Below are 24,655 nucleotides of genomic sequence, written 5' to 3'. Positions count from 1 at the left end.
GGATCGGCGCGCACGTCCAGGACTCGGCGCTGGACGGCTTCACGCCCGGCGGCACCGAGCCGTCGTGCCGGGCGTCGCACCGGCGACGCGCCAGGTGGTGCCCGGCATCTCGGTGGTCGCCTCGACCGTCGACGACCCGGACGCGCCGCTGCTCCGGCTCCTCGCGCCCGGCGGCACGGCGACGACCGCCAAGGTCACGCTGCTCGGTCCCGCCGGCGTCTACGAGCTGCCCGGCGCCGACTCGGTCGCGCTGGGCGCGGGGGAGGTCACGGACGTCCCGCTCGGCGGTCTCCCGGCGGGCTCCTACACCGCCGTCGTCGACGCGGGTCAGCCGGTCCTCGCGTCGTCCGTGATGACCCGACCGGGCTCGATCGGTGAGCTCGACGACCACCCGAGCGTCGAGCGTGCGTGGGCCGCGACGGCGCAGCCGGGTGGGGGCGCGGCCGCGCTGCCCCCGGGCACGCAGGGCACGCTCGTGCTCGGTGCCGTGTCCAGCGCCGCGGACGCGTCGGACGGCGGGTCGGCCACCGGCCACCTGCGGCTCATCGGCGCCGGCGGGGCGGTGCTCGCCGAACGGACGATCCACATCCCGGCCGGCACCACCAGCTCCTGGACGCTCGACGAGCTCGCGGCGGGCACGGGCGACGTCGTGCCCACCGACCCGGCCGCGGTGCCGGTGCCGCGGGCCGGCGTGCTCGGCGTCGACCTGGCCGTCGACGGGGGTGCCGTCACGCTCGCCTGGGCGCTCGTCGCCGAGGTACCGAGGGCGGACGGGATGCTCTTCTCGGTGCTCGACCCGGTGCCCGCGGGGCACACGGCGCCCGACGTGCCGGTCCGCGAGGACGCGCGCCTCGGGACCCGCTAGGCGCCCCACGCGAGGGACGCCGCCCTACGCGGCTGCGCGCAGCTCCGACCGTTCGCGCAGGCGCAGCCCGAGCACGGTGGCCTGGCGCACGGGCCACTGGTACCAGCGCGGGTACCGGCGTGCGACGTACCGTGCGGCGCTCGTGTGGTGCGCGGAGATCATCCGTGCGGGCTTCGCACGCCAGGACGTCCCGCCCACGTGCGTGACGCGCGCCTGCGGAACGTAGAGGTTGGTCCAGCCCGCGCGGCCCAGGCGCTCGCCGAGGTCGACGTCCTCGAAGAACATGAAGTAGCCGTCGTCGAACCCGCCGACGGCCTCGAACGCGGTCCGGCGCACGAGGAGGCAGGCGCCTGAGAGCCACCCCGCGGCGCGCTGACGGCCGGCGCTCTCCTGCTCGGCCCGGTACTGCCGCGTCCACGGGTTGCCGGGCCAGATCCGCACGAACAGCGCGTGCCCGGCGCCCTGGGCCAGCGACGGCAGGGCCCGCGCCGACGGGTACACCGTGCCGTCGGGGTTCAGCAGCGCCGGTCCCGCCGACCCCGTGCGGGCGTCGGCATCCGCGCTGGCCACGAGGACGTCCAGCGCACCGGGCTCCCACTCGAGATCGGAGTTGGCGACGAGGATCCACGGCACCTCGCACCCGTCGGCCCCGGCGTTCGCACCGCCGCCGTAGCCCAGGTTCGCGCCGGTGACCAGCAGCCGTGCGCCGTGCTCGTCGGCGACGGCCCGCGAGACGCTCTGGTCGGTGCCGTTGTCGACGATGACCAGCTCGACCGGTTCGGCGGACGCGGTGGCCAGGGTGCGGGCGAAGGTCGCGAGGTCGTCGCCGGGGTGGAAGACGACGCAGACGACACGGACGGTAGGCGGGCTCATCGTCCGGACAGGCTAGTGCCCGTCGCGATAGTCCGGGTCCACGTCGTCCGGGGACCGGCCGAGCAGGTGCGCGACCTGCTCGACGACGACGTCGCGCACGAGGTCCGCCATGTCGAACGGGTCTCCCGCCCGCGACTCGACCGGGCGACGGTAGATGACGATGCGGGCGGGCAGCCCCGCGTCCGAGGGGAAGTAGCGACCGAGCGGGACCCCGCCGCGCTCCCAGGGAGCCGGGTTGGACGGCGGGACGTCCTCCACGGCGAACTCGGTGCCGGACAGCTGCTTGGCCCAGTGCCGCTCGATCCGCTCGACGGCGTCGAGCACGAGGTCGTCGAACCGCTCGGCCCGGGTGCGGTAGGCGGGCATGGAGCTCGGCAGGAGCGGTCCGCGCGGTCCGCGGCCCCGCCGGTCGCGGCGGCGCACCGGCTGCACGGCGACCGACGGCTGCGCCATCGTGCGCCGACCCGTGCCGGCTGTCCGGCGCGCGGGGGGCAGGGGTGCGGGGCTCACCCCTGAACTCTAGATCGACCGTCGACGTCGGCGTGGGGGAGCGCGGCGTGTCGGGACCCAGGGGTACCGTCAGCCCGTGAGATCTGTGAGGCAGTGCACGCGCACGGCGTGCGGCCGTCCGGCGGTTGCGACGCTGACCTACGTGTACGCCGACTCGACCGCCGTCCTCGGGCCGCTGGCCCAGCAGGCGGAGCCCCACTCGTACGACCTGTGCCTCGAGCACGCGGAGCGACTGACGGCCCCCCGGGGCTGGGAGGTCGTCCGCCTCACCCCCGAGTTCACGCCCGCGGCCCCGAGCCGGGACGACCTCCTTGCCCTGGCGGACGCGGTGCGCGAGGCGGGCCGGCCGCCGCAGGAGGAACCGCTGCCCGAGGCCGTCGGTGCCGTCCTGGCCGAGGCCCCGCGCCGCGGTCATCTGCGCGTGCTGCGCGGTGAGGGCTGACGTGGCTCGTCGCAAGGGGGACGCGGCTCGCGCGCGGGCACAGCAGGCGTCGGAGCCGCTCGGATCGATCAGTCAGCCGAATGGTCCCGCGGTACCGGGAACCGAGGCGTGCCTGCGCTGCGGCGAGACACAGCTCACGCGGATCCGTATGGCACTGACGTCGGGCAAGCAGGTGCTCTTCGTCTCCTGCCCGGCCTGCGAGCAGCGCAACTGGTTCCCGCTCGAAGGCAACGGCACGCCGCTGTCGCGGGACGAGGTCATGGGCGGCGACGGCGAGCAGTAGCAGGCCGCCGGGTAGCATGACGCCCGTGACCTCCCCTGCAGCTGACCGTGTCGATCTGTCTGCCCTGATCAAGGCGTATGACGTCCGGGGCGTCGTCCCCGAGGCCGAACCCGACGGTCGCGCGCGCGATCGGCGCCGCGTTCGCCGACGTCGTCGTGATCCCCGAGCACCCTGCGGAGACAGTCGGCCGGCCGCAGGTCGTCATCGGGAACGACATGCGCCCCTCCGGTCCCGAGCTCGTCGCGGCCTTCGCCGAGGGCCTCGCGCTGCGTGGCGTCGACGTGATCCGGATCGGTCTGGCGTCGACCGACGGGCTGTACTACGCGTCGGGTGCGCTGGACATCCCCGGCGCCATGTTCACCGCGAGCCACAACCCCGCGCAGTACAACGGGATCAAGCTCTGCCGCGCCGGCGCGCGCCCCGTCGGCCAGGACAGCGGCCTGTCCCGGGTCCGCGAGCTGGCCGGGGACTACCTGGCGAGCGGCGAGATCCCACTGGCCGGGCCCGAGGAGGTCGGCGACGTCACCGAGCAGGACATGCTCGCGGACTACTCGGCGTTCCTGCGCTCACTGGTCGACCTGTCCGCCATCCGGCCGCTCAAGGTCGTCGTCGACGCCGGCAACGGCATGGGCGGCTTCACGGCGCCGGCCGTGCTCGGCACCGGTGCCGGGCTGCCGCAGCTGCCGCTCGACGTCGTGCCCCTCTACTTCGAGCTCGACGGCACCTTCCCCAACCACGAGGCCAACCCGCTCGACCCGGAGAACCTGCGTGACCTGCAGGCCGCCGTCGTCGAGCACGACGCCGACCTCGGCCTCGCCTTCGACGGCGACGCCGACCGCTGCTTCGTCATCGACGAGCACGGCGACCCGGTCAGCCCGTCCGCGATCACGGCCCTGGTGGGGCTGCGGGAGGTCGCCCGCGAGCGCGCGGCCGGCCGCACGCCGACGGTGATCCACAACCTCATCACGTCGCAGGTGGTTCCGGACCTGCTCGGCGCGGCGGGTGCGACGACCGTCCGCACGCGCGTCGGGCACTCGTTCATCAAGGCCGAGATGGCGAGCAACGACGCCGTGTTCGGCGGCGAGCACAGCGCGCACTACTACTTCCGCGACTTCTTCTTCGCGGACACCGGGATGCTCGCCGCGCTGCACGTGCTGGCGGCGCTCGGCGGCCAGCCGCACCCGCTGTCGGCGCTGGCCGAGCAGTACCAGCCGTACTCGGCCAGCGGCGAGATCAACTCGACCGTGACCAGCGTGGCCGAGGCTCGCGGACGGGTGGTCGAGGCCTACGTCACGCAGCAGGGCGCCGGCCCCGTGGTCGTCGACGAGCTGGACGGGCTGACGGTGTCGCACTGGGACGGACAGCCGCAGTGGTGGTTCAACCTGCGCGCCTCGAACACCGAGCCGCTGCTGCGCCTGAACGTCGAGGCTGCCGACGAGGACATCATGGAGAAGGTGCGCGACGACGTGCTCGCCCTGGTCCGCCAGGACGCGTCGTGAGCGACGCCCCGCGCGTGCTCGAGCCCTGGGCCCGTGACCTGCTGCGCTGCCCGGTGACCGGCGCGACGCTCGTGGACGGCGTCGGCCCCGACGGCGAGCCCACGCTCGTCTCGACGGACCCGGAGAACCCGCTCGCCTACCCCGTGCGCGACGGCATCCCGGTGCTGCTCGTCGACGAGGGCGTCCCGGTCGCTCGCGACTGATGGCACACGAAGGCGGCGGGACCCGGGCGATCCTGGCCGCGCTCGCGGCCAACCTCGGGATCGCGATCACCAAGTTCATCGCGTACCTGCTGACGCTCTCCAGCTCGATGCTGGCCGAGTCCGTGCACTCCCTGGCGGACTCCGGCAACCAGCTCCTCCTCCTGCTCGGGGGCAAGCGGGCCCGGCGCGAGGCGGACGTCGAGCACCCGTTCGGCTACGGCCGCGAGCGGTACGTCTACGCGTTCATCGTCTCGATCATCCTGTTCTCGCTCGGTGGCCTGTTCGCCCTGTACGAGGCGTGGCACAAGTGGCAGGAGCCGCACCCGATCACGGGTCGGTGGTGGTGGGTGCCGCTCGTCGTGCTGGGTGCGTCGATGCTGCTCGAGGGCTTCTCGTTCCGCACGGCGATCAAGGAGTCCAACCACACGCGCGGGACGCAGTCGTGGGTGTCCTTCGTGCGGACGGCCAAGGCGCCCGAGCTGCCGGTCGTCCTGCTCGAGGACTTCGGGGCCCTGATCGGCCTGGTGCTCGCGTTCCTCGGCGTCGGGCTCACCCTGCTCACCGACGACGGCCGGTTCGACGCGCTCGGCACGGCCGGCATCGGGACCCTGCTCGTGCTCATCGCGATCGTGCTCGCGATGGAGACCAAGTCGCTGCTCCTGGGTGAGTCGGCCACCGCCAAGGACGTGGATGCGATCACGGCCGCCCTCGTCGGACCGGGCGTCGCGTCGGTGATCCACCTGCGCACCATGCACCTGGGCCCGGAGGAGCTGCTCGTCGCGGCCAAGATCGAGGTCGACGGCGCCAGCAGCGCAGCCGACGTCGCGGCGGCGATCGACGCCGCCGAGCAGCGGGTGCGGGCCGCGGTCCCCATCGCCCACGTCATCTACCTCGAGCCGGACCTGCGTCGAGCCGTGGAGTCTCCCGCCTGACCTCCCCCCTGACGTGCGTGCGCGGCTAGCATGGCCGCGACGGCGTGGGTGATGCCCGCAGACCCAGAGGGGTCGCGCCGGCGTGAAGCACCCCCCAGTGGGGTCCTTCCGCCCTGCCCATCGCTGCGCACCCGTCAGGAGTGAGATGTCCACGTTCTCCGAGGCCCCGGGCCGGTACAAGGTCCGCGACCTGTCGCTCGCCGAGGCCGGCCGCCACCAGATCCGGCTCGCCGAGCACGAGATGCCCGGGCTCATGGCCCTGCGCGCCGAGTTCGGCCCCACCCAGCCGCTCGCGGGCGCCCGCATCGCCGGGTCGCTGCACATGACCGTCCAGACCGCCGTGCTCATCGAGACGCTCGTGGCGCTCGGCGCCGAGGTCCGGTGGGCGTCGTGCAACATCTTCTCGACGCAGGACGAGGCCGCCGCGGCCATCGTCGTCGGCCCGGCGGGCACCGTCCAGGCGCCCGACGGTGTGCCGGTGTTCGCCTGGAAGGGCGAGTCGCTGCAGGAGTACTGGGAGTGCACCGAGCAGATCCTCGTCTGGCCGGGCGGTGACGGCCCGAACATGATCCTCGACGACGGTGGCGACGCCACGCTGCTGGTGCACAAGGGCGTCGAGTACGAAGCGGCCGGGGCGGTCCCCGGCAACCCGCAGCCCGGCGACGCGGACTACTCGGAGGAGCTGCACGGTCATCCTCGACACCCTGCGCGCCTCGCTGGCCGCCGACCCGCGGCGCTGGACCACGATCGCCGCCGAGATCAAGGGCGTGACCGAGGAGACCACCACGGGCGTGCACCGGCTGTACCAGCTGGCCGAGGCCGGCGGACTGCTGTTCCCCGCGATCAACGTCAACGACTCGGTCACCAAGTCGAAGTTCGACAACAAGTACGGCATCCGGCACTCGCTGCCCGACGGCATCAACCGCGCGACCGACGTCCTCATGGGCGGCAAGGTCGCGTTCGTCGCCGGCTACGGCGACGTCGGCAAGGGCGCCGCGGAGGCGTTCCGCGGCCAGGGTGCGCGCGTCATCGTCTCCGAGGTCGACCCGATCTGCGCGCTGCAGGCAGCGATGGACGGGTTCCAGGTCGCCCTCCTCGACGACGTCCTGGGGCAGGCCGACTTCTTCATCACGACGACGGGCAACAAGGACGTCATCTCGGCGGCCCAGATGTCCGTGATGAAGAACAAGGCCGTCGTCGGCAACATCGGGCACTTCGACAACGAGATCGACATGGCCGGCCTGGCCGCCGTGCCCGGCATCACGCGCACCGAGATCAAGCCGCAGGTGCACGAGTGGACGTTCCCGGCCGACGACCGACGCCCGGAGCGGTCGATCATCGTGCTCTCGGAGGGCCGGCTGCTCAACCTCGGCAACGCGACCGGCCACCCGTCGTTCGTCATGAGCAACTCGTTCTCCAACCAGGTGATCGGGCAGATCGAGCTGTTCACCAAGCCGGGCGAGTACGCGCGCGAGGTCTACCGGCTGCCCAAGGTGCTGGACGAGAAGGTGGCGCGCCTGCACCTGGACGCCCTCGGCGTGCGCCTCACCGAGCTCACCAAGTCCCAGGCCGAGTATCTCGGGGTGGACGCGGCCGGCCCGTACAAGCCGGAGCACTACCGGTACTGAGGACGACGGGTCGACCTAGTCCACCGGGTCCGGGATGCCGTGCGGGAGCCGGTGCAGCTGCGTCGCCTCGACGGCATCCCGGTGCCTGGCGCGTTGGAGCGCCACGAGGCTCTCGGTCGCGGCGCTCGGTGAGCACGGCGGCGAGGAAGGCCTCCGGGTGCGTGCCGGGCGGCGGGAGCGGGTTGACGTACTGCTGCATCTCGCCGCTCAGCCGGGTGCCCAGCTGCACGCGCGAGGTGGGGTGCAGGTTCCCCGACCGGCCGAGGAACTGGCGGGCGGACAGCGCCAGCCCGTCGGGCAGCCGCGCGATGTCCGCGGAGTGCGCCCAGCCCGCGAGCATCGGCGGCATCATCAGCGGTGCACGACGAGGAGCCGAGCCGCGGACGCGCACGGCGTACGTGCCGGCCAGGATGTCGCCCACCCGCTTGCCCTGCGGGTGCACCGTCGCCGTGATCAGGGCGACCGACCCGAGCGTCAGCCAGAAGCTCGACGATGCCGACCAGCGCCCGCACGAGGGACTGCCGGAACACGATCGGCCCGCCGTCGTCGCGCACGATCCGGATGCCGAGCGCGAGCTTGCCCAGCGACCGACCGCGCGTCAGGGTGTCCACGGTCGTCGGGAGGATCACGGTGATCGTGGCCGCGACGACGACGGCCGTGATGCGGGCCGTGTGCTCGGTCGTCGACAGCACACCCGTCAGCGGAACGAGGATCGCGAGCACGACGACGGCCAGCAGAGCCAGGTCGATGAGGGCGGCGAGGAGCCGGACGGGTGAGGACGTGGAGCGCGCGTCGAGGACGACACCCTCGCCGATGACGATGCCGTCCATGCAGCCCCCATCCGTTCGGCGCGCCCGGCGTGCACGCCACGTCCGGTCCTGCCGCAGAGTAGCCGCTGCGCGGGCGCCCCAGATGGCAGGCTGTGCGCATGGACCTTGACGCGTACGAGTGGGTGCGGGCCGGCGCGTGGGCGCGGCTCGACGAGCTCGCACGCCGACGGCGGTTGACCGGCGCCGAGGCCGACGAGCTCGTGCGGCTGTACCAGGCCGCAGCCACCGACCTGTCGGTCATCCGCACCAGCGCACCGGACCCGGTCACGGTCGCCCGGCTCTCGCAGCTCGTCGCCCGTGGTCGCGCGGCGATCGCCGGGTCGCACCAGGCGGGCTGGCGTGACGTCGCCCGGTTCGTCGTGGTCTCGCTGCCTGCCGCGCTGTACCGCATCCGCTGGTGGACGGTGGCCGTCGCGTTCGCCTTCGTCCTGCTGTCGACGGTGTCGGGGTGGTGGGTGGCCACCCAGCCCGACGCGCTCGCGCTCATGGGGACACCCGCCGAGCAGCAGCAGTACGTGGACGGCATGTTCTCGCAGTACTACGACCCGGGCGCCGGCTTCGCGGCGATGGTGTGGACCAACAACGCGTTCCTCACCGCGGTCTGCATCGCGACCGGCATCACGGGGGTCGGGCCCGTGTACTTCGTCGTCAGCAACGCCATCGGTGTCGGCTCGACGGGCGGCATGATGGCCGCGCACGGAGCGCTCGGCGTGTTCCTCCAGTCGATCGCCCCGCACGGGCTGCTCGAGCTGACCTCCGTCTTCGTCGCTGCGGCGGCCGGTCTGCGGATCTTCTGGACGTGGCTCGTGCCCGGGCCGCGCACCCGGTCGCGGGCGCTCGCCGAGGAGGGACGCTCCCTGATCACGGTCGCGATCGGGCTCGTCGGGACGCTGGCGGTCTCCGGGATGATCGAGGGTTTCGTGACCGGGTCGACGCTGCCGTGGGCCGTGAAGATCGCGATCGGCACGGTCGCCGTGACGTTGTTCTGGGTCTACACGATCGTGCTCGGCCGGCGGGCCGTGCGCGACGGCGAGACGGGCGACCTCGAGGCCGACCGCGCCGGCTACGTCCTGGCCATGGCCGGCTGACGCGCTACTCGACGACCACCCGGTGGCCGGCGGCGTCGTCGGCCATGAACCGGACCAGCTCCTGCGCCTCCGCCTCCAGCGGGCCGCGGTCCCGCGCCGCGACGGGCGCGAACGGTCGCACGACGAGGATCGCGGGCCCGCTGCGCTCACGGGTGACGGCCCAGGTGCCCGCCACGCGCCCGTCCAGCAGGAAGGTGGCGGGGATGACGCCGTTGGGTGACGCCAGCAGGCGGCGATGGGCGTCCGAGACGATCCTCGTCCGGTCGGCGTGGCCCAGCAGGACGTTGTCGTAGTCCGGCAGGAAGCGCACCGGTGCGGGGGTCGACGGGTCCGGCAGCGGGCCCTCGGGGACGTCGACCAGCTCGCGGAGGCGGACGCCGCCCGGTGCCGGGTCCGCCCGGTACCGCACCAGCCGGTCACCGAGGCGGTCGACGACGGCGCGCAGACCGGCGAGCCCCGACCAGCTCTGGACGTCCGCCACCGATGCGGGGCCGAAGGCGTGCAGGTACCGCAGGACGAGCCCGTCGAGCGCGAGCGCGCGCTCCTCCGGGTCGGCCAGGTCCGCGGACGGGGCGCCGAACCACGCGTCCGCGGTGGTCCACGTGGTCGCCCCCGACCGGCCCCAGACGCCCCGCGGCGGGACCTGGACGAGGGGCAGCGTGCCCCGGGCGGCGTACGCGAGCGTGCTGGGCGGGATGGCCGGCCAGCGCTCGGCGAGCAGGCGGCCCAGGTCCGTGGTCACCCGTGGCTCGGCCTCCACGAGCGCGCGCGCCTCGGCCGTCACCTCGGCGACGTCCACCGTCCGCAGGGCCGCCGCGTGCTGGACGTTGACCAGCAGGTCGCGGGCGTACAGGGGCTCGATGAGGGCGGGAAGGAGGAGCGCGTCCTGCGGCGTGACCAGGTGGATGGTGCCGCGCATGACGGCGATCCGGGTGACCGTCCGGGTCCAGAACGCGTCGCCCAGCTCGGCGTGCCGGAACCCAGCGACACGGCTCCACAGCCCGACGTACGGCGACCACGCGTTCTGTGCCTGCTGGCCCACGAGGTGCTCGACCACGTCGAGGGCCGGCCCGGCCCGGCGTTCCAGGAGGTGCTGGCGGGCGAGGAGCGCCCGGTTGAGCTGCGCGGAGGAGAGCAGGTCCCCGGGTACGGCCACCCGCAGAACCTATCGGCTGCCGCCGACAGCCCTTCAGAGCCGGCCGGCCGCCTTGAGCGCCAGGTACGTGTCGGCGAGCTTCGGCGCGAGGTGGTCGGGCAGGGCGTCGAGGACCTCGACGCCGCGCTGGCGCAGCCGCACGGCCACGGCGGCGCGCTCCAGGCCCACGCGTTCTGCGGCGGCGGCGTCGAACATCGCCGCGGCGTCCTGGCGGCCCCGGCGCAGCTCGTCGACCTCGGGGTCGGCCACCGACGCCAGGACGACCTGGTGCCGCTCGGTGAGCTGGCCGACGACACCGAGCAGCCCGTGCTCGACCGCGGCCGGGTCGAGCGCGCTGAGCAGGACGACGAGGGCGCGCTGGCTCAGCCGCTGCCGCACCTGCCCGACGACCCCGGGCCAGTCGGCCTCCACGAGCTGGGGTTCGGCCAGGGCGAGCGCGTCGGCGAACGCCGGCATGACCCGCGGACCTGTCTGGCCGGCCACCCGTCCCCGCACGGCACGGTCGTAGACGATCAGCTCGACCCGGTCGCCGGCGCGGGTCGCCAGCGCCGCGAGCAGGAGGGCGGCCTCGATCGAGGCGTCGATCCGCGGGGCGTCCAGGACCCGGACGGCCGAGGTCCGGGACGTGTCGAGGACGATCAGCACGCGGCGGTCGCGCTCCGGCCGCCACGTGCGCACGACCACGTCGGCGCGTCGGGCCGTCGCTCGCCAGTCGATCGAGCGCACGTCGTCGCCGATGACGTACTCGCGCAGCGAGTCGAACTCGGTGCCCGGGCCGCGGACCTGGACCGCGGCACGGCCGTCCAGCTCGCGCAGGCGGGCCAGCCGGCTGGGCAGGTGCTTGCGCGAGGCGAACTCCGGCAGGACCCGGAGCCGCCCCGGCACCGTCAACGACGCCTGGCGACCCGCGAGGCCGAGCGGCCCGGCCGTGCGGATCGTCACGAGGTCCGCGTGCGCGTCCCCGCGGCGGGTGGGCGTCAGCGTCGTCGAGACCCGTCGGCCGTCGCCCGGCGGGATCGTGATCCGGTGCCGGTTGTCGACCGCGCCGCTCGACGGCGGCCACGCGTCGCGCACCAGCGCTCGGAGCCGCCGCCGCCCGAGGTTGGTCAGGGTCAGCGTGGAGCGGGCGGGCTCGGTCAACCGGACCGAGGCGGGCACCTCGCGGCTGACGGCCACCTGCCGCGGCGACGCGGCGAGCACGACGTCCAGCGTGATCGCGGCGATCACCAGCAGGGTCCAGAGCAGAACGGTGCCCGTGGCGGGGAACAGGACGACCGCCACGATGCCCGCCGCTGCGAGCGCGACCGCCCGCCAGGTGACCGCCATCAGCTGTGCCCCGGCGCGCTCATCGAGGTACGGGCACCGACGCGAGGACGGTGTCGAGCACGCTCTCGGTGCTGACGCCCTCGAGCTCGGCCTCGGCCCGGCAGCTGGACCCGGTGCCGGAGCGTCGGGTGGGCCAGAGCCTTGACGTCGTCGGGCGTCACGAAGCCACGACCCGAGAGCCACGCCCAGGCCCGCGACGTGGCCAGCAGCGCGGTGGCACCGCGGGGCGAGACGCCCAGCGAGAGCGACGGCGACCGCCGCGTGGCCCGGCAGACGTCGACGGTGTACCCGAGCACCTCGGGGGAGATCTGCACCCGGGCGACCTCGGCGCGCGCGGCCGCGAGCATCGCGGCCGTCGCGACCGGCCGCACGCCCGCAGCCCGCAGGTCGCGCGGGTCGAAGCCGGCGGCGTGCCGGCGCAGCACCTCGATCTCCTCGTTGCGCTCGGGCAGGTCGAGCACGAGCTTGAGCAGGAAGCGGTCGAGCTGTGCCTCGGGCAGTGTGTACGTCCCCTCGTACTCGACGGGGTTCTGCGTCGCGATCACGAGGAACGGGTCCGGCAGCGGGCGCGGCGTGCCGTCGACCGACACCTGCCGCTCCTCCATCGCCTCCAGCAGCGACGCCTGGGTCTTGGGGGGCGTCCGGTTGATCTCGTCGGCGAGCAGCAGGTTGGTGAACACCGGACCCGCACGGAACGAGAACTCGGCGGTGCGGGCGTCGTAGACCAGCGACCCGGTGACGTCACCGGGCATGAGGTCCGGCGTGAACTGCACACGCTTGGTGTCCAGGCTCAGCGCCGCCGAGAGCGTGCGCACGAGCAGCGTCTTGGCCACGCCGGGGACGCCCTCGAGCAGCACGTGCCCGCGGCACAGGAGCGCGATGACGAGCCCGCTGACGGCCGCGTCCTGGCCGACGACCGCCTTGGACACCTCGGCGCGGACCGACGCCAGGGCCGCGCGCAGCTCCTGGGAGGGGCCCGCGGGACGCGCGGCGGCGGGTGCCGCGTGCACGGCAGGGGTCGGTGCGGCGGCGGGCTGCGCCGTCGGCGCCGGCGGTGCCCCGTACCGGGACGGGGCAGGCGGCGCCGTCGGCGGCCACTGCAGGCTGTCGTCGCTCACGATCGGTGAACCTCGCTCTCGAGATGGTCCAGGTCCCGCGCCAGCTGCGCGAGGCCGTGGTCGTCCGTGGGGGGCGGCCCGTACAGGAGGGCCTCGATGTGCTGGGGCGGTCGCCCGGATGCGCGAGCGAGCGCGTCGATGACGACCTGGGGTGCGGCGGAGCGCGGGAGTCCGAGGCGGGCGCAGGAGCGTGCGGTCGCGCCCGCGCGCAGGGCTGCGGCGGCGTGCCCGAACGAGCGGGAGCGCCGGTACAGCCGTCCCCGCCCCCGGGTGGTCTCCCCGGCCCGGACGACCACGGGCAGCTGCTCGGTGACGATGCGGCCGAGGCGGCGTCCGCGCCACAGGGCGCCGACCGCGGCGACGAGCAGGAGCTGCAGGGCCAGGACGTTGACGATCGGCGGGACGACGTCGGTGGCCTTCGGGCGGGACGAGCCGCCCGGGTCGACGTCGGCGGGCGACGGGATGTACCAGACGAGCCGCTCGTTGTGGCCGAGCATCCGCAGCACGAGGGCGGCGTTGCCCTCGTCGGCGAGCCGCGCGTTGGTCAGGGGCGCCCGGTCGGTGAGCACCGAGATGCGCTGCCCGTCCGTCGTGGTCACCCCGTACGCGCCGGCGCTCCCGGCCGACCCGTCGGAGGGCGGGAAGCAGACGACGGCGCTCGGGTCGAGGGCCTGCAGGCGCCCCGAGGCGGTGATGGTGCCCGCGGCCACCGCGTCGGGGTCGTCGCAGTCCGCGGTGCGTGTCTGCGGCTGCCCGGCCGAGGACGCGCCGTACCCGAGCGAGTCCGTCAGCTCACCGACCGCCCAGCTCGCGTCGACGAGCACGAGGTCGGCGCCCGTGGCCCGCAACGCGTCGGTGTGGGGTGTGTCGATCAGCTCGTCGCCGACGACCAGGACGGTCGAACCCGGACCGGCCAGCCGCACGACGTCGCTGACCCGCCGCACGTAGCGGACGTCGACCCCGCGGTCGCCGAGGATCTGCGCGGCCGCGCGCGCGCCTCCCGGCAGGGGGTTGTCGGGCGCGAGCGACTGGGTCGAGGTGACGGGCTGGGGGAGCGCCGCGAGGAGGCCGACGAGGCACGCGAGCGCGAGCAGGCCGAGCGGGAACCGCCACCTGCGCCAGCGCGAGGCGGCGCGCGACCGCCCCGTGGTCCCGTCTCCGACGACGGACGCGGCGTGCGTCGTGACGACCGTGGCGCTCATCGGGGCATGCTCAGCGGCGGGTCGGCGGCCGACGAGGGTGCCGAGGGTCGCGCCGCGCGCACCCGCTGGTCGACCTCGCGCAACCGGGCGTCGTCGTCCGGTCCGGCCTGCTGGTGGCCGTAGGCGACCGCGTCGAAGAGCCGTCCGGCATCGACCAGGTCCGCGCCGATCGCGGGCAGCCGGCCCGCTGCGGCGTCGGCCGCCTCGTGCGCCGTGCGGGCCGCGCGCTCGTCGAGCACCGCCCGTTCCTCGAGGCCACGCACGATCGCGCGGAACCGCTCGACGACCGCGAGGTCCCAGTCTCCGGCGGCGGCCGCGGCGTCGGCGGCCCTGCGGATCTGGTCCGCGGTGCGGGCGTCGTCGACGTCCAGGACGTTGCGCTGCGCCGCGACCCGGCCCGCGCGTCGCACCGGCCCGTAGAGCAGGAATGCGAGGGCGACGACGACCGCGACGACGAGGACGACCACCGTCAGGACGAGCGGGCTCGGCAGGCTCGCCCCCTTGACGCCGGAGAGCTGGTCCGAGAGCCAGCCGAGCAGCCGGCTCAGCAGCGAGGGCTGCCGGTGGTAGACGGGGTCGGCCAGCTCCTGGGTGGCCCAGCGGCGTGCGGTGTCCGCGTCGGGGTCGACCGGGACGTCGGCGGTCAGCCGTGCTGCACCGCCCACCGCCCAGGCCGACAGGGTCACGCCGTCTGCTCCGCCGCTCGGGCGAGCTCGACGTCGAGCCCCTCGCGCCGCATCCGGACGTCGATGTACAGCAGTGCGGTGACCGCGGCCACGAACGTCGTCGACAGCGTGAGCGCGATGATGCTCGCGATCCCGTTGATGACGATCGAGCCGAACGACCGGCCGGAGGTGTCGTCGAGGAGCAGCTGGGAGACCAGTGACGCAGGGACCGTGAAGATCGCGCTGATGATGTTGGCCAGGATCGCCGTCAGCAGCCAGATCCCGAGGAGCCGCCAGAACGAGCCGCGTGTGAGTCGCCACGACCGGGCGATCGTCGGCCAGAAGCCCTTGCCCTCGAGCATCAGCGCCGGCGTGGTGAGCAGGGTCCGGACGTTCACCCAGAACGCGCCGACGAAGTAGGCGAACAGCGCGAGGATGCCGATCAGGACCGCGAGACCGACATACCCGCCGACGGCCAGGAGAGCCACGGCGCCGACCCCGACCCCGACGGCCACGCTGACGGCGACCGCGAGGAGCAGCGAGAACGCGACGACGAGCCACACGCGGCCGGAGCGCAGGACGTCGCGGACGGTCACCACCTGGCCGAGGACGGACCGGCTCACCGAGACGATGAGCAGGCCGGTGAGGATCGTCGTCGCCAGGGCTGTGATCGGCAGCGAGGTCAGCTGCGCGACGCTGCTGCCGAGCGATGCGCTCAGATCAGCGGTCCCGTGCGGGTCCAGCTCGTCAGCGACGTCGGTGAACTGTGTCGCGAGGACTCCCGCGACGTACCACGCGACGAGCGACTGCACGGCGACGGCGATGGTCACGACGAGCGCGGACATGCCGAACATGACCTTCGGGTTCGCACGGATCGCCCGGAACGCGCCGTCGTAGATCTCCCCGAGCCCGATCGGTCGCAGCGGGATGATCCCCGGCTGCAGCGCGGGGGGTCGCCACGATGCACCCGGTGGCGGTGCCATCGGCTGGCCCCAGCCCAGCGGGACCGGTGGTGCGGCGGGCGGGCCGCCCCAGCCGGGCGGGGGCTGCTGGCCGTAGAGCGGCGGGGGAGCCGGCTGGCCGTACACGGGCGGCGGCACCGGCTGCCCGTACGGCGGTGGGGGTGCCGGCTGCCCGTAAGGCGGTGGGGGTGCCGGCTGCCCGTACGGCGGCGGGGGAGCTGCGGGTGCGGGTGCAGGTGCGGGCGCCGGGGGAGCCGGCGGGGCGGCGTCGCCAGCCGGGCCGGCCGGCGAGGCCCAGCCCGGTTCCTGCGGCACTTCGTCGTGCGGGCTCGTCATGCGAGCACTGCTCCCTCGGCTCGGTGTGCGTTCGCGCGGGAGTCGTGTTCCGGGCCCCCGCGGAGGAATCATCGTGCCACGGCGGCCGGTGCGCGGGAGGCGCGACCGGGTGATCTGTGCGGGGCGCGGCGCATCGCGGACGGGCTCCGACCTGGAACTGGCCGTCTCGAGGTCTCCCGGGTGCGAGAATGCGCGCATGAAGGGACGCGTGCTGGTGGTCGACGACGACACCGCGCTGGCCGAGATGATCGGCATCGTGCTGCGGTCAGAGGGTTTCGACCCGGTGTTCTGCGAGGACGGTGACGAGGCGCTGGGAGTGTTCCGGGCGACCCAGCCGGACCTCGTCCTGCTCGATCTCATGCTGCCCGGCAAGGACGGCAACGAGGTCTGCCGGCTGATCCGCGCCGAGTCGGGCGTGCCGATCGTGATGCTGACGGCCAAGAGTGACACCGTCGACCTGGTGCTCGGCCTCGAGTCCGGCGCCGACGACTACATCTCCAAGCCGTTCAAGCCCAAGGAGCTTGTGGCACGCGTGCGCGCCCGCCTGCGCCGCAGCGACGAGCCGGCACCGGAGCACCTCTCCATCGGCGACGTCTCCATCGACGTGCCCGGCCACCGCGTGTCGCGCGCAGGCAAGCCCGTCTCGCTGACGCCGCTCGAGTTCGACCTGCTCGTTGCCCTCGCCCGCAAGCCGTGGCAGGTGTTCACGCGCGAGGTTCTGCTGGAGAAGGTCTGGGGCTATCGGCACGCGGCCGACACCCGGCTGGTCAACGTCCACGTGCAGCGGCTGCGCTCGAAGATCGAGAACGACCCCGAGCAGCCCGAGATCGTGGTGACCGTGCGCGGCGTGGGCTACAAGGCGGGCGTGGCTTCGACGTGATCCCGGCGGGGGCGGCGCCGTCGTGCGCGTGAACAGCACCTGGCGGCTCGTCCGGGCGCGCACGATGCGGCGGGTCCGCTCGGGCGCGCGCAAGTGGCGCGGGTCGCTGCAGGTCCGCGTCATCACGACGACCATGGCGATCGGCCTGGTCGCGCTCGCGGTGATCGGCGTCTACGTGAGCGAGCGCATGCGCGACGGCCTGTTCACGGCCCGCGTCGACCAGGTGCTCGAGGAGAGCGCGCGCTCCACGAAGGCGGCGCAGGCGACGTTCGACGCCTCGACGGCCACCTCCGGCACCGACGTGCTGAACCTGCTGCACGACGTCGCGCTCGCGCAGCGCGCGGGCGGGTCGGGCGCGCGTGAGGTGTTCCTGCTGCGGGCGCCCGGGCAGAAGGGCGGCGGCGTCGCGGTCACGGGAGCCGCCTCTGCCCCGGTCCTCGTCCCGCTCGTCAGCCCGGAGCTCAAGGCCGTGACCGCCACGGGCGGCCAGCACTGGCAGTCCGTGGCGTGGCCCGTGACCACCGGCGACGAACCGGCCGTGATGGTCGGCCAGAACGTGAACGTGCGCGGCGTCGGCACCTACCAGCTGTTCTTCCTGTACAGCCTGCAGTCGGAGCAGGACCGGCTGGAGTTCCTGCAGCGCACCCTCCTGCTCGCGGCCGTCGCCCTGGTCGCCCTGCTCGGCAGCATGACCTGGCTGGTGACCCGCCAGGCTGTCCGCCCCGTGCGCCGCGCTGCCGAGGTGGCCGAGCGGCTCGCCGACGGTCACCTGTCCGAGCGGATGCCCGAGCGCGGCGAGGACGAGATGGCGACGCTGGCACGCTCGTTCAACGAGATGGCGGCGAGCCTGCAGGACCAGATCCACCGCATGGAGGAGCTGTCGACGCTCCAGCGCCGGTTCGTCTCGGACGTGTCGCACGAGCTGCGGACCCCGCTGACCACGGTGCGCATGGCCGGCGAGGTCATCTACATGTCGCGCGGCAGCTTCGACCCAGCCGTGAAGCGCTCGGCGGAGGCCTCCTGCAGACGCAGCTCGACCGGTTCGAGGAGCTGCTCGCGGACCTGCTCGAGATCAGCCGGTTCGACGCCGGAGCCGCGGTGCTCGAGGCGGGAGGCCGGGACGTGCGCGACGTCGTGGTCGCGGCCGTCGACCACGCCGCGCCGCTCGCGGAACGCCGCAGCACGTGGCTGCGCGTCACCGTGCCCGAGAAGGCCTGTCTCGCGGACATCGACCCGCGCCGCGTCGAGCGGATCCTGCGCAACCTGCTGGTCAACGCGATCGAGCACGCCGAGGGCACGGCCGTCGAGGTGACCGTCGGCGCGGACTCGCACGCGGTCGCGGTGACCGTCCGCGACCGGGGCGTCGGTATGACCCCGGACGAGGCCCAGCACGTCTTCGACCGCTTCTGGCGCGCCGACCCGGCCCGGGCCCGCACCACGGGCGGCACCGGTCTCGGCCTGGCCATCTCGCTCGAGGACGCCCACCTGCACGGCGGTTGGCTGGAGGCGTGGGGCCGACCCGGTCGCGGGGCGAGCTTCCGGCTGACGCTGCCGCGCCGCGCGGGCATCCGGCTCACCGACTCCCCCCTGCCGCTGGTTCCCGACGAGACGCCGACGGTCGACGCCGTGCGGGTGCCGCTCGTGCGGCCCAACACCGATCCCGCGGCGTTGCCCGACCTCGCCGACGCGCGCGAGCCCGACCCCAGCGACGAGCCTCAGGAGGTGCGATGAGGTCCTCCCGGCACCCTCGTCAGGCGGTCCTCGCCGCCGCACTCCTGCTCCTGCTGTCCGCCTGCGCCTCGATCCCCATGTCGGGCCCGGTGCAGAAGGGTGACCCCCGGGTCGAGACCCAGGCCGACGTCGACGTGTTCGCCCCCGGACCGGAACGCGGTGACACGCCCCAGCAGATCGTCGACGGCTTCCTCACCGCGAGCGCGGCCGGCTTCTCCGACGGCTTCGCTGCCGCTCGTGAGTTCCTGGCGGGGGAGGCCAAGGCGAAGTGGGACCCGTTGTCGGGCCAGGTCGTCGCCGGCCCCGTCGTGTGGGGGTCGAGCACGAACGAGGCGCAGATCGTCGGCGACATCCCGGTGGCGGCACGGGTGGACGGCGACGGGCGCTACGTCGAGGCACCCCCCAACGCGGCCGAGTCGGTCACGTTCGACCTCGTGCAGGACGACGCCAAGCAGTGGCGCATCTCCGGTGTGCCGGACGGCCTCATCCTGCAGGAGCAGGACTTCACACGGACGTTCCAGCCGGCGTCCTTGTACTTCCTCTCGCCGGACAAGACCTACCTGGTGCCCGAGACCCGGTGGCTGCCGAACAAGAACCTGCAGACCGCGGTGGTCAAGGAGCTGCTCGCCGGCCCGTCGACGTGGCTGCGAGACGCCGTCGTCACGGCCATCCCCGAGGGTGTGGCGCTGAACCCCGAGGCCGTGCTCGTCGACTCGAAGGGTGTCGCCCTCGTAGGGCTGAGCCCCCAGTCGACCGTCACCAAGGCCGACCGCTCGCTCATGCTGGCGCAGATCGAGGCGTCGCTGCGACCGGTGCCTGGCGTCGGTTCGGTCCAGGTCGTCGCCGTCCCGGCGGGCGGGAACCCCGTCACCGACGGTCTGCCGCTCGACGGTGCGGCCGTGCTGCAGCGCGGGAACGCGCCGACCGGCAACGTCGAGTTCCTGCAGGCCGACCGGCTGGTCGCCCTGTCCCAGGACCAGGTGGCGCCAGTCGAGGCGGTCAGCTCGCTCGCCGGCCTCGACGCCCGGAGCCCGGCCAGCAACGCCGACGGCAGCCTCCGCGTGCTGCTCTCGGGTCCCGACAGGCTGATCACCGCGCCGACCGCCACCACGCCTGCGACCACCCTCTACACCGGTGCCTCCCTCGCCGCGCCGTCGATCGACCGGTTCGGCTGGACGTGGACGGCGTCGACCACCGACGGGATCGTCGCGGTCAAGGCGGGCGCGGCGACGGTTCCGGTCCAGGCGGACTGGCTGGCGAGCCGCACCGTGCGCGCGCTTCGGGTCGCGGCCGACGGCACGCGGATCGCTGTCGTGTCGTCCGGCGCGGACGGCGTCACGATCGACGTCGCCGGGATCATCCGCGACGAGTCGGGCGCACCGCAGCAGCTCGGGCCGCCGATCCGGGCGGGCGCGTCGATGGTCGACGCCACGGCCGTCGACTGGATCGACGAGTCGACGCTCGGCGTGCTCGGGACGAGCACCGGGAACGTCGCGGTGCACAGCGTCCCGGTCTCGGGACCCACCACGTCGAAGCCCGAGGTGGCCGACCCGACCGCCTTGGCCGGCGGGGCCGTCATCTACGTGACCACGCTCGACGGCGGCCTGCGACGGTTCGCCGGGGAGACGTGGGCCACGGTCACCGGGGTCACCGGGGCGTCCGACCCGTCCTACCCCGGCTGAGCCGACCTCAGCCCCGCCGGGGCCGGACCGGCCCGGCGGCGGCCGGGCCGGTGTGGCCGGAGGACCGACGCTTGGTCGCGTGACCTCGATGCTGCGCGACCTCGTCGGCCTCGTCCTGCCGGTGGAGTGCGCCGGCTGCGGGCGCGACGACGTCGCCTGGTGCGTCCGCTGCGCCGCGCTGGTGGGCGGCGTGCCGTGGCGGTGCGAGAACCGGGCACCTCGCCTCGACCGGTTGGACGGGCGCGGACCGCTGCCGGTGTGGACGCTCGCCGACTGCACGGGCGACGTGCGGCGGGCGATCATCGCGTGGAAGGACCGTGGACGTGCCGACCTGACGGCCCCGTTGGCGCGGGCGATGGCCGACCAGGCGCAGAGGGTCGCGCCGGCCCTCACGCGAGGCGTCCCGCTCCTCGTCGTGCCCGCGCCGTCCACCGCCGCCTCCCGCCGGCGCCGCGGGGGCAACCTCGTCGATGCCCTCGCCGCGGCGGTCGCCAGCGGGCTCGTCGCAGGCGGCGTCCCCGCCGAGTTCGCGGCTGTGCTGCACCGTGCGCGTGGCGGCGACCAGGTCGGGCTGGGCGCACGCGAGCGGGCGGCCAACCTCGCCGGACAGGTCTGGGTGCGGGGCCGCCGACGCGAGACGGTCGCCGGCCGTCCGGTGGTGCTGGTGGACGACGTCCTGACCACAGGGGCGACGTTCGCGGTCAGCCGTCGCGCGGTCGAACAGGCCGGTGGCCGCGTCGTCGCGGGCCTGACGCTCGCCTCGACCCCGGGCCCGGCGCGACCGCCGGCACTGCCGGGCACGGCGGTCAGAACGTTCGGGTGATCCCCGGCGTGGGAGTGGTCACGGAAGGGTCACGGGGTTAGCGTGGGACGCCAGAGCCGGCGCCGAGCCGGGGCGGACCCGACGGGTCGTCCGGATCGGCTGCGGGAGGAGGTGACGCCGCCCGACTGCCCTCAGGGCAGCCCAACGCATGTCACCTACGGGCGGGCACGACCCGCCCCCGACCCTCGCAGGAGGCTCACATGGAGATCGTGGTTGCCGGCCGGCACACCGAGGTGCTCCCGAAGTATCGGGCGCACGTCGAGCAGAAGCTCGCGAAAGTCGAGCAGCTGGCCCCCCGCGCCCAGCGGATCGATGTCGTCGTGTCGCACGAGACGAACCCCCGCCAGTCCGGAAGCTCCGAACGCGTCGAGCTCACCGTGGTGGACCGAGGTCCCGTGATCCGCGCTGAGGCGTGCGCAGACGACCGGTACGCGGCCCTCGACCTGGCGCTCAACAAGCTGCTCGAGCGGCTGCGCCGGACCCGGGACCGGCGCAAGGACCATCGCAACCACACTCCGATCACGCCGCTCGACGTCCGCCCGCCCGAGCCGGAGCCGGCGGCTCCCGCACCGGTCGACCCGGAGGCCGCGGTGGAGACGACGCTCGGCGACTCGCCGGTGATCATCCGGGAGAAGGTCCACGCGGCCCAGCCCATGACCGTCGACGACGCGCTGTACGAGATGGAGCTGGTCGGGCACGACTTCTTCCTGTTCATCGACGCCGAGACCGCGCAGCCGTCCGTGGCCTACCGCCGCCGCGGCTGGAGCTACGGCGTGATCAAGCTGGACACCGCGGTGTCCGCCGGGCACCTGCCGCAGGTGGTCGGCGTCTGAGACGCCCTGAACGACGCACGGCGCCCGGTCGGGTCCTTTCCGGCCGGGCGTCGGCGTAGGTGTCGGTGGCGGACGGCAGGATGACGACGTGACCGCCGAGCGCCTCAGCCTGTCGCAGGCCCGACGTATCGCCCTGCGTGCGCAGGGCCTGGACACGGCGCGCCCGGCCCGGGGTGCGCCGCCGACGATGCGGCAGTTCCAGCAGGTGGTGGACCGGCTCGGCGTCCTGCAGATCGACTCGGTCAACGTGCTGGCGCGTGCCCACCTGATGCCGACGTACTCGCGCATCGGCGCGTACGACCAGGCGCTGCTGGACACGGCGTCGGGCCGGACGCCCCGGCGGTTGGTCGAGACGTGGGGGCACATGGCCTCGTTCGTCCCGCCCGAGACGTACCGCCTGCTGGGCTGGCGCCAGCGCGCCTACCAGAGCGAGGCGTGGGGCACGATCGCTGATGTCCCGCTGAGGCACACGCCGATCGTGCACGAGATCCGGGCGATCATCGCCGCCCGCGGACCCATCACCGCCCGGGAGGTCCAGGAGAAGCTTCGAGGCCGAGCACCCGACCACGCGTGGCGAGTGGGGCTGGAACTGGACCGTGGCCAAGCGGGTGCTCGAGTTCCTGTTCTTCACGGGCGAGGTGACGTCGGCGGGCCGCAACGGGGCGTTCGAGCGGCGGTACGACCTGACCTCGCGCGTGCTGCCCGCGGCCGTCCTCGCCGCGCCCGAGCCGGCCGAGGCCGACAGCGTGCGCGCACTGGTCGAGATCGGTGCCCGCGCCCACGGCGTCGGCACCCTTGCAGCTTCGCCGACTACTTCCGCATCAAGCAGACGCCCGCCGCGCGCGCGGTCGCGGAGCTGGTGGAGGAGGGCGTGCTGGTCGAGGTCACGGTCGACGGCTGGGACGAGGGCGCGGTCTGGCGGCACCGCGACGCGACGCTGCCCCGTCGAGCGACCGGGCGGGCGCTCCTCAACCCCTTCGACCCGCTCGTCTTCGAGCGCCGCCGGGTCGAGGCGCTCTTCGGCCTGCGGTACCGGATCGAGATCTACGTCCCGGAGCCCAAGCGCGTGTGGGGCTACTACGTGCTGCCGTTCCTGCTCGGCGAGCAGCTCCCGGCGCTCGTCGACCTCAAGGCCGACCGGCAGGCGGGCGTCCTGCGGGTCCAGGCCGCGCACCGGACGCCGGGCGTGGACGCCGACGTGGCGGGGCCGCTGGCCGAGGAGCTGCACGAGCTGGCCGGCTGGCTCGGGCTCGGCGAGGTGGTCGTCGCCTGCCGTGGTGACCTCTCGGCGGACCTGGCCGCAGCGGTCGGTTGACCGTTTTCACGCACGGCGGAAACCGCTGGGAGCACAGGGTCGGACCGGGGGCCTGCCGGTCGCCTACGATGGACGGGCCCGGCCGTGCGGTCGGTGCCCAAGCCGCTCCGACGCCGCGCGCGCCCGGAGTGCGAACACGTCGGGAGTAGTGCGTGCCAGCGATCCTCGAGAAGGTCCTGCGCCTCGGTGAAGGCCGGATCGTCAAGAAGCTGTCGGGCATCGCCCAGCAGGTCAACACGTTGGAGGACAGCTTCGTCGCGCTGTCCGACGCCGAGCTGCGCGAGGAGACCGACCGGTTCCGCGCCCGCCTGGCCGACGGGGAGTCGCTGGACGACCTGCTCGCCGAGGCGTTCGCCGCCGTCCGGGAGGCCGCCCGCCGCACCCTCGGCCAGCGTCACTTCGACGTCCAGCTCATGGGCGGCGCGGCGCTGCACCTGGGCAACATCGCCGAGATGAAGACCGGTGAGGGCAAGACGCTCGTCGCCACGGCGCCGGCCTACCTCAACGCGCTCGCCGGCAAGGGTGTCCACGTCGTCACCGTCAACGACTACCTCGCCAGCTACCAGTCCGAGCTGATGGGGCGCGTCTACCGCTTCCTGGGCCTGACCAGCGGCGTCATCCTGTCGGCGCAGCAGCCGAGCGAGCGGCGCGAGCAGTACGCGGCGGACATCACCTACGGCACCAACAACGAGTTCGGCTTCGACTACCTGCGCGACAACATGGCGTGGAACACCGACGAGCTCGTGCAGCGCGGCCACAACTTCGCCATCGTCGACGAGGTCGACTCCATCCTCATCGACGAGGCCCGCACGCCCCTGATCATCTCCGGCCCGGCCTCGGGCGACGCGAACCGCTGGTACGCCGAGTTCGCCAAGGTCGTCCGTCGTCTGCAGGCCGAGCGCGACTACGAGGTGGACGAGAAGAAGCGCACGGTCGGCGTCCTGGAGCCCGGCATCGAGCGCGTCGAGGACTACCTCGGCATCGACAACCTCTACGAGTCGCTCAACACGCCGCTCATCGGGTTCCTCAACAACGCCATCAAGGCCGAGGAGCTGTTCAAGCGCGACAAGGACTACGTCGTGATGAACGGCGAGGTGCTCATCGTCGACGAGCACACGGGCCGCATCCTGCCCGGCCGCCGCTACAACGAGGGCATGCACCAGGCCATCGAGGCGAAGGAGGGCGTGAACATCAAGGCGGAGAACCAGACGCTCGCCACGATCACGCTGCAGAACTACTTCCGCCTGTACGGCAAGCTTCTCGGGCATGACCGGAACGGCCGAGACCGAGGCCGCCGAGTTCCAGGGCACGTACAGCCTCGGCGTCGTGCCCATCCCGACCAACCGCGAGATGCAGCGCATCGACCAGCGGGACTTCGTCTACAAGAGCGAGAACGGCAAGTACGACGCCGTCGTCGACGACATCGTCGAGCGCCACGCCAAGGGTCAGCCGGTCCTGGTGGGCACCACGAGC

At 73.7% G+C, this 24,655-nt stretch carries 20 protein-coding genes and 6 pseudogenes; 17 read left to right on the top strand and 9 right to left on the bottom strand.

Annotated features, from left to right (window positions below; translation table 11 throughout):
• The first annotated feature begins 64 nt into the window (after positions 1–64).
• Positions 65–865 carry a DUF5719 family protein gene (locus AC38ZX_RS15110; protein ID WP_491295046.1) on the top strand — a complete coding sequence of 267 codons (801 nt, stop codon included), beginning with the start codon at positions 65–67 and terminating at the stop codon, positions 863–865.
• A 24-nt stretch (positions 866–889) separates the two neighbouring features.
• Here AC38ZX_RS15110 and AC38ZX_RS15105 read toward each other — a convergent pair whose 3' ends face one another.
• Positions 890–1,738: a glycosyltransferase family 2 protein gene (locus AC38ZX_RS15105; RefSeq protein ID WP_491295045.1), complete on the bottom strand. Its 849-nt coding sequence runs from the start codon at positions 1,736–1,738 to the stop codon at positions 890–892.
• A gap of 12 nt (positions 1,739–1,750) precedes the next feature.
• Positions 1,751–2,248 (bottom strand): metallopeptidase family protein, encoded by a 498-nt coding sequence (locus AC38ZX_RS15100; protein WP_426592735.1) that lies wholly within the window; start codon positions 2,246–2,248, stop codon positions 1,751–1,753.
• Positions 2,249–2,324: 76 nt separating this feature from the next.
• Between AC38ZX_RS15100 and AC38ZX_RS15095 the strand changes: the two genes are divergently transcribed.
• The 6 genes and pseudogenes from AC38ZX_RS15095 (at position 2,325) to ahcY (ending at position 7,235) form a co-directional block, all read left to right on the top strand.
• On the top strand, positions 2,325–2,690 hold the full coding sequence (locus tag AC38ZX_RS15095; protein WP_426592734.1) for a DUF3499 domain-containing protein: 366 nt from the start codon (positions 2,325–2,327) through the stop codon (positions 2,688–2,690).
• Between the two features lie 148 nt (positions 2,691–2,838).
• Positions 2,839–2,973, top strand: a complete 135-nt coding sequence (locus AC38ZX_RS15090) for a hypothetical protein (RefSeq protein WP_426592733.1) — start codon at positions 2,839–2,841, stop codon at positions 2,971–2,973.
• 16 nt (positions 2,974–2,989) lie between these two features.
• Positions 2,990–4,472, top strand: a pseudogene (locus tag AC38ZX_RS15085) (phosphomannomutase/phosphoglucomutase).
• On the top strand, positions 4,469–4,675 hold the full coding sequence (locus AC38ZX_RS15080; protein WP_491295044.1) for a Trm112 family protein: 207 nt from the start codon (positions 4,469–4,471) through the stop codon (positions 4,673–4,675). The pseudogene AC38ZX_RS15085 and the gene AC38ZX_RS15080 overlap by 4 nt, the downstream one beginning before the upstream one ends.
• A complete protein-coding gene (locus AC38ZX_RS15075; protein ID WP_426592730.1) occupies positions 4,675–5,607 on the top strand; it encodes a cation diffusion facilitator family transporter in 933 nt (310 codons plus the stop codon). Before AC38ZX_RS15080 ends, AC38ZX_RS15075 begins: the two co-directional genes overlap by 1 nt.
• A gap of 145 nt (positions 5,608–5,752) precedes the next feature.
• Positions 5,753–7,235 (top strand): annotated as a pseudogene (gene ahcY / locus AC38ZX_RS15070) (adenosylhomocysteinase).
• 545 nt (positions 7,236–7,780) lie between these two features.
• Here ahcY and AC38ZX_RS15065 read toward each other — a convergent pair.
• Positions 7,781–8,065: pseudogene (locus AC38ZX_RS15065) on the bottom strand (RDD family protein); the annotation flags it as partial.
• A gap of 98 nt (positions 8,066–8,163) precedes the next feature.
• Here AC38ZX_RS15065 and AC38ZX_RS15060 point away from each other — a divergent pair.
• Positions 8,164–9,153, top strand: a complete 990-nt coding sequence (locus tag AC38ZX_RS15060; protein WP_426592727.1) for a stage II sporulation protein M — start codon at positions 8,164–8,166, stop codon at positions 9,151–9,153.
• 4 nt (positions 9,154–9,157) lie between these two features.
• On the opposite strand, the gene AC38ZX_RS15055 is transcribed toward AC38ZX_RS15060, so the two are convergent.
• The 6 genes and pseudogenes from AC38ZX_RS15055 to AC38ZX_RS15030 form a co-directional block, all read right to left on the bottom strand.
• Positions 9,158–10,309, bottom strand: a complete 1,152-nt coding sequence (locus AC38ZX_RS15055) for a winged helix DNA-binding domain-containing protein (RefSeq protein WP_426592726.1) — start codon at positions 10,307–10,309, stop codon at positions 9,158–9,160.
• 33 nt (positions 10,310–10,342) lie between these two features.
• Positions 10,343–11,635: a DUF58 domain-containing protein gene (locus tag AC38ZX_RS15050; RefSeq protein ID WP_426592725.1), complete on the bottom strand. Its 1,293-nt coding sequence runs from the start codon at positions 11,633–11,635 to the stop codon at positions 10,343–10,345.
• Between the two features lie 19 nt (positions 11,636–11,654).
• Positions 11,655–12,645, bottom strand: a pseudogene (locus tag AC38ZX_RS15045) (AAA family ATPase).
• A gap of 104 nt (positions 12,646–12,749) precedes the next feature.
• Positions 12,750–13,955, bottom strand: a complete 1,206-nt coding sequence (locus AC38ZX_RS15040; protein ID WP_491295043.1) for a DUF4350 domain-containing protein — start codon at positions 13,953–13,955, stop codon at positions 12,750–12,752.
• A complete protein-coding gene (locus AC38ZX_RS15035) occupies positions 13,952–14,641 on the bottom strand; it encodes a DUF4129 domain-containing protein (RefSeq protein ID WP_426592723.1) in 690 nt (229 codons plus the stop codon). Before AC38ZX_RS15035 ends, AC38ZX_RS15040 begins: the two co-directional genes overlap by 4 nt.
• Entirely contained in the window at positions 14,638–15,720 is a 1,083-nt protein-coding gene (locus tag AC38ZX_RS15030; protein ID WP_491295042.1) for a glycerophosphoryl diester phosphodiesterase membrane domain-containing protein, read from the bottom strand. The genes AC38ZX_RS15035 and AC38ZX_RS15030 overlap by 4 nt, the downstream gene beginning before the upstream one ends.
• A gap of 394 nt (positions 15,721–16,114) precedes the next feature.
• On the opposite strand from AC38ZX_RS15030, the gene mtrA reads away from it, so the two are divergent.
• From mtrA to AC38ZX_RS14985, 9 genes and pseudogenes are all read left to right on the top strand, one after another.
• Positions 16,115–16,798, top strand: coding sequence for an MtrAB system response regulator MtrA (gene mtrA / locus AC38ZX_RS15025; RefSeq protein WP_426592721.1), 684 nt, complete (start codon positions 16,115–16,117; stop codon positions 16,796–16,798).
• Positions 16,799–16,826: 28 nt separating this feature from the next.
• Entirely contained in the window at positions 16,827–18,110 is a 1,284-nt protein-coding gene (locus tag AC38ZX_RS15020; protein ID WP_491295041.1) for a HAMP domain-containing protein, read from the top strand.
• Positions 17,999–18,529 (top strand): ATP-binding protein, encoded by a 531-nt coding sequence (locus AC38ZX_RS15015; protein WP_491295040.1) that lies wholly within the window; start codon positions 17,999–18,001, stop codon positions 18,527–18,529. The genes AC38ZX_RS15020 and AC38ZX_RS15015 overlap by 112 nt, the downstream gene beginning before the upstream one ends.
• A complete protein-coding gene (locus AC38ZX_RS15010; RefSeq protein ID WP_426592719.1) occupies positions 18,526–20,211 on the top strand; it encodes an LpqB family beta-propeller domain-containing protein in 1,686 nt (561 codons plus the stop codon). The genes AC38ZX_RS15015 and AC38ZX_RS15010 overlap by 4 nt, the downstream gene beginning before the upstream one ends.
• 88 nt (positions 20,212–20,299) lie before the next feature.
• Positions 20,300–21,034, top strand: a complete 735-nt coding sequence (locus AC38ZX_RS15005; protein WP_426595980.1) for a ComF family protein — start codon at positions 20,300–20,302, stop codon at positions 21,032–21,034.
• Positions 21,035–21,234: 200 nt separating this feature from the next.
• Positions 21,235–21,867, top strand: a complete 633-nt coding sequence (hpf, locus tag AC38ZX_RS15000; RefSeq protein WP_426592718.1) for a ribosome hibernation-promoting factor, HPF/YfiA family — start codon at positions 21,235–21,237, stop codon at positions 21,865–21,867.
• A gap of 88 nt (positions 21,868–21,955) precedes the next feature.
• Positions 21,956–23,182 (top strand): winged helix-turn-helix domain-containing protein, encoded by a 1,227-nt coding sequence (locus AC38ZX_RS14995; RefSeq protein WP_491295039.1) that lies wholly within the window; start codon positions 21,956–21,958, stop codon positions 23,180–23,182.
• A 152-nt stretch (positions 23,183–23,334) separates the two neighbouring features.
• Positions 23,335–24,387, top strand: a pseudogene (locus AC38ZX_RS14990) (preprotein translocase subunit SecA); the annotation flags it as partial.
• A gap of 61 nt (positions 24,388–24,448) precedes the next feature.
• Positions 24,449–24,619 (top strand): annotated as a pseudogene (locus tag AC38ZX_RS14985) (hypothetical protein); the annotation flags it as partial.
• Positions 24,620–24,655 lie beyond the last annotated feature (36 nt).

Source organism: Cellulomonas sp. McL0606 (assembly GCF_058248365.1).
This window is presented reverse-complemented; position numbering and strand designations above follow the sequence as displayed.

Excerpts from the sequence above, each read along its gene's own strand:
- AC38ZX_RS15105 (WP_491295045.1), bottom strand. The coding sequence starts at position 1,738 with ATGAGCCCGCCTACCGTCCGTGTCGTCTGCGTCGTCTTCCACCCCGGC.
- AC38ZX_RS15075 (WP_426592730.1), top strand. The coding sequence starts at position 4,675 with ATGGCACACGAAGGCGGCGGGACCCGGGCGATCCTGGCCGCGCTCGCG.
- AC38ZX_RS15050 (WP_426592725.1), bottom strand. The coding sequence starts at position 11,635 with ATGGCGGTCACCTGGCGGGCGGTCGCGCTCGCAGCGGCGGGCATCGTG.
- AC38ZX_RS15090 (WP_426592733.1), top strand. The coding sequence starts at position 2,839 with ATGGCACTGACGTCGGGCAAGCAGGTGCTCTTCGTCTCCTGCCCGGCC.
- AC38ZX_RS15005 (WP_426595980.1), top strand. The coding sequence starts at position 20,300 with ATGCTGCGCGACCTCGTCGGCCTCGTCCTGCCGGTGGAGTGCGCCGGC.
- mtrA (WP_426592721.1), top strand. The coding sequence starts at position 16,115 with ATGAAGGGACGCGTGCTGGTGGTCGACGACGACACCGCGCTGGCCGAG.
- hpf (WP_426592718.1), top strand. The coding sequence starts at position 21,235 with ATGGAGATCGTGGTTGCCGGCCGGCACACCGAGGTGCTCCCGAAGTAT.
- AC38ZX_RS15040 (WP_491295043.1), bottom strand. The coding sequence starts at position 13,955 with ATGAGCGCCACGGTCGTCACGACGCACGCCGCGTCCGTCGTCGGAGAC.
- AC38ZX_RS15010 (WP_426592719.1), top strand. The coding sequence starts at position 18,526 with ATGAGGTCCTCCCGGCACCCTCGTCAGGCGGTCCTCGCCGCCGCACTC.
- AC38ZX_RS15060 (WP_426592727.1), top strand. The coding sequence starts at position 8,164 with ATGGACCTTGACGCGTACGAGTGGGTGCGGGCCGGCGCGTGGGCGCGG.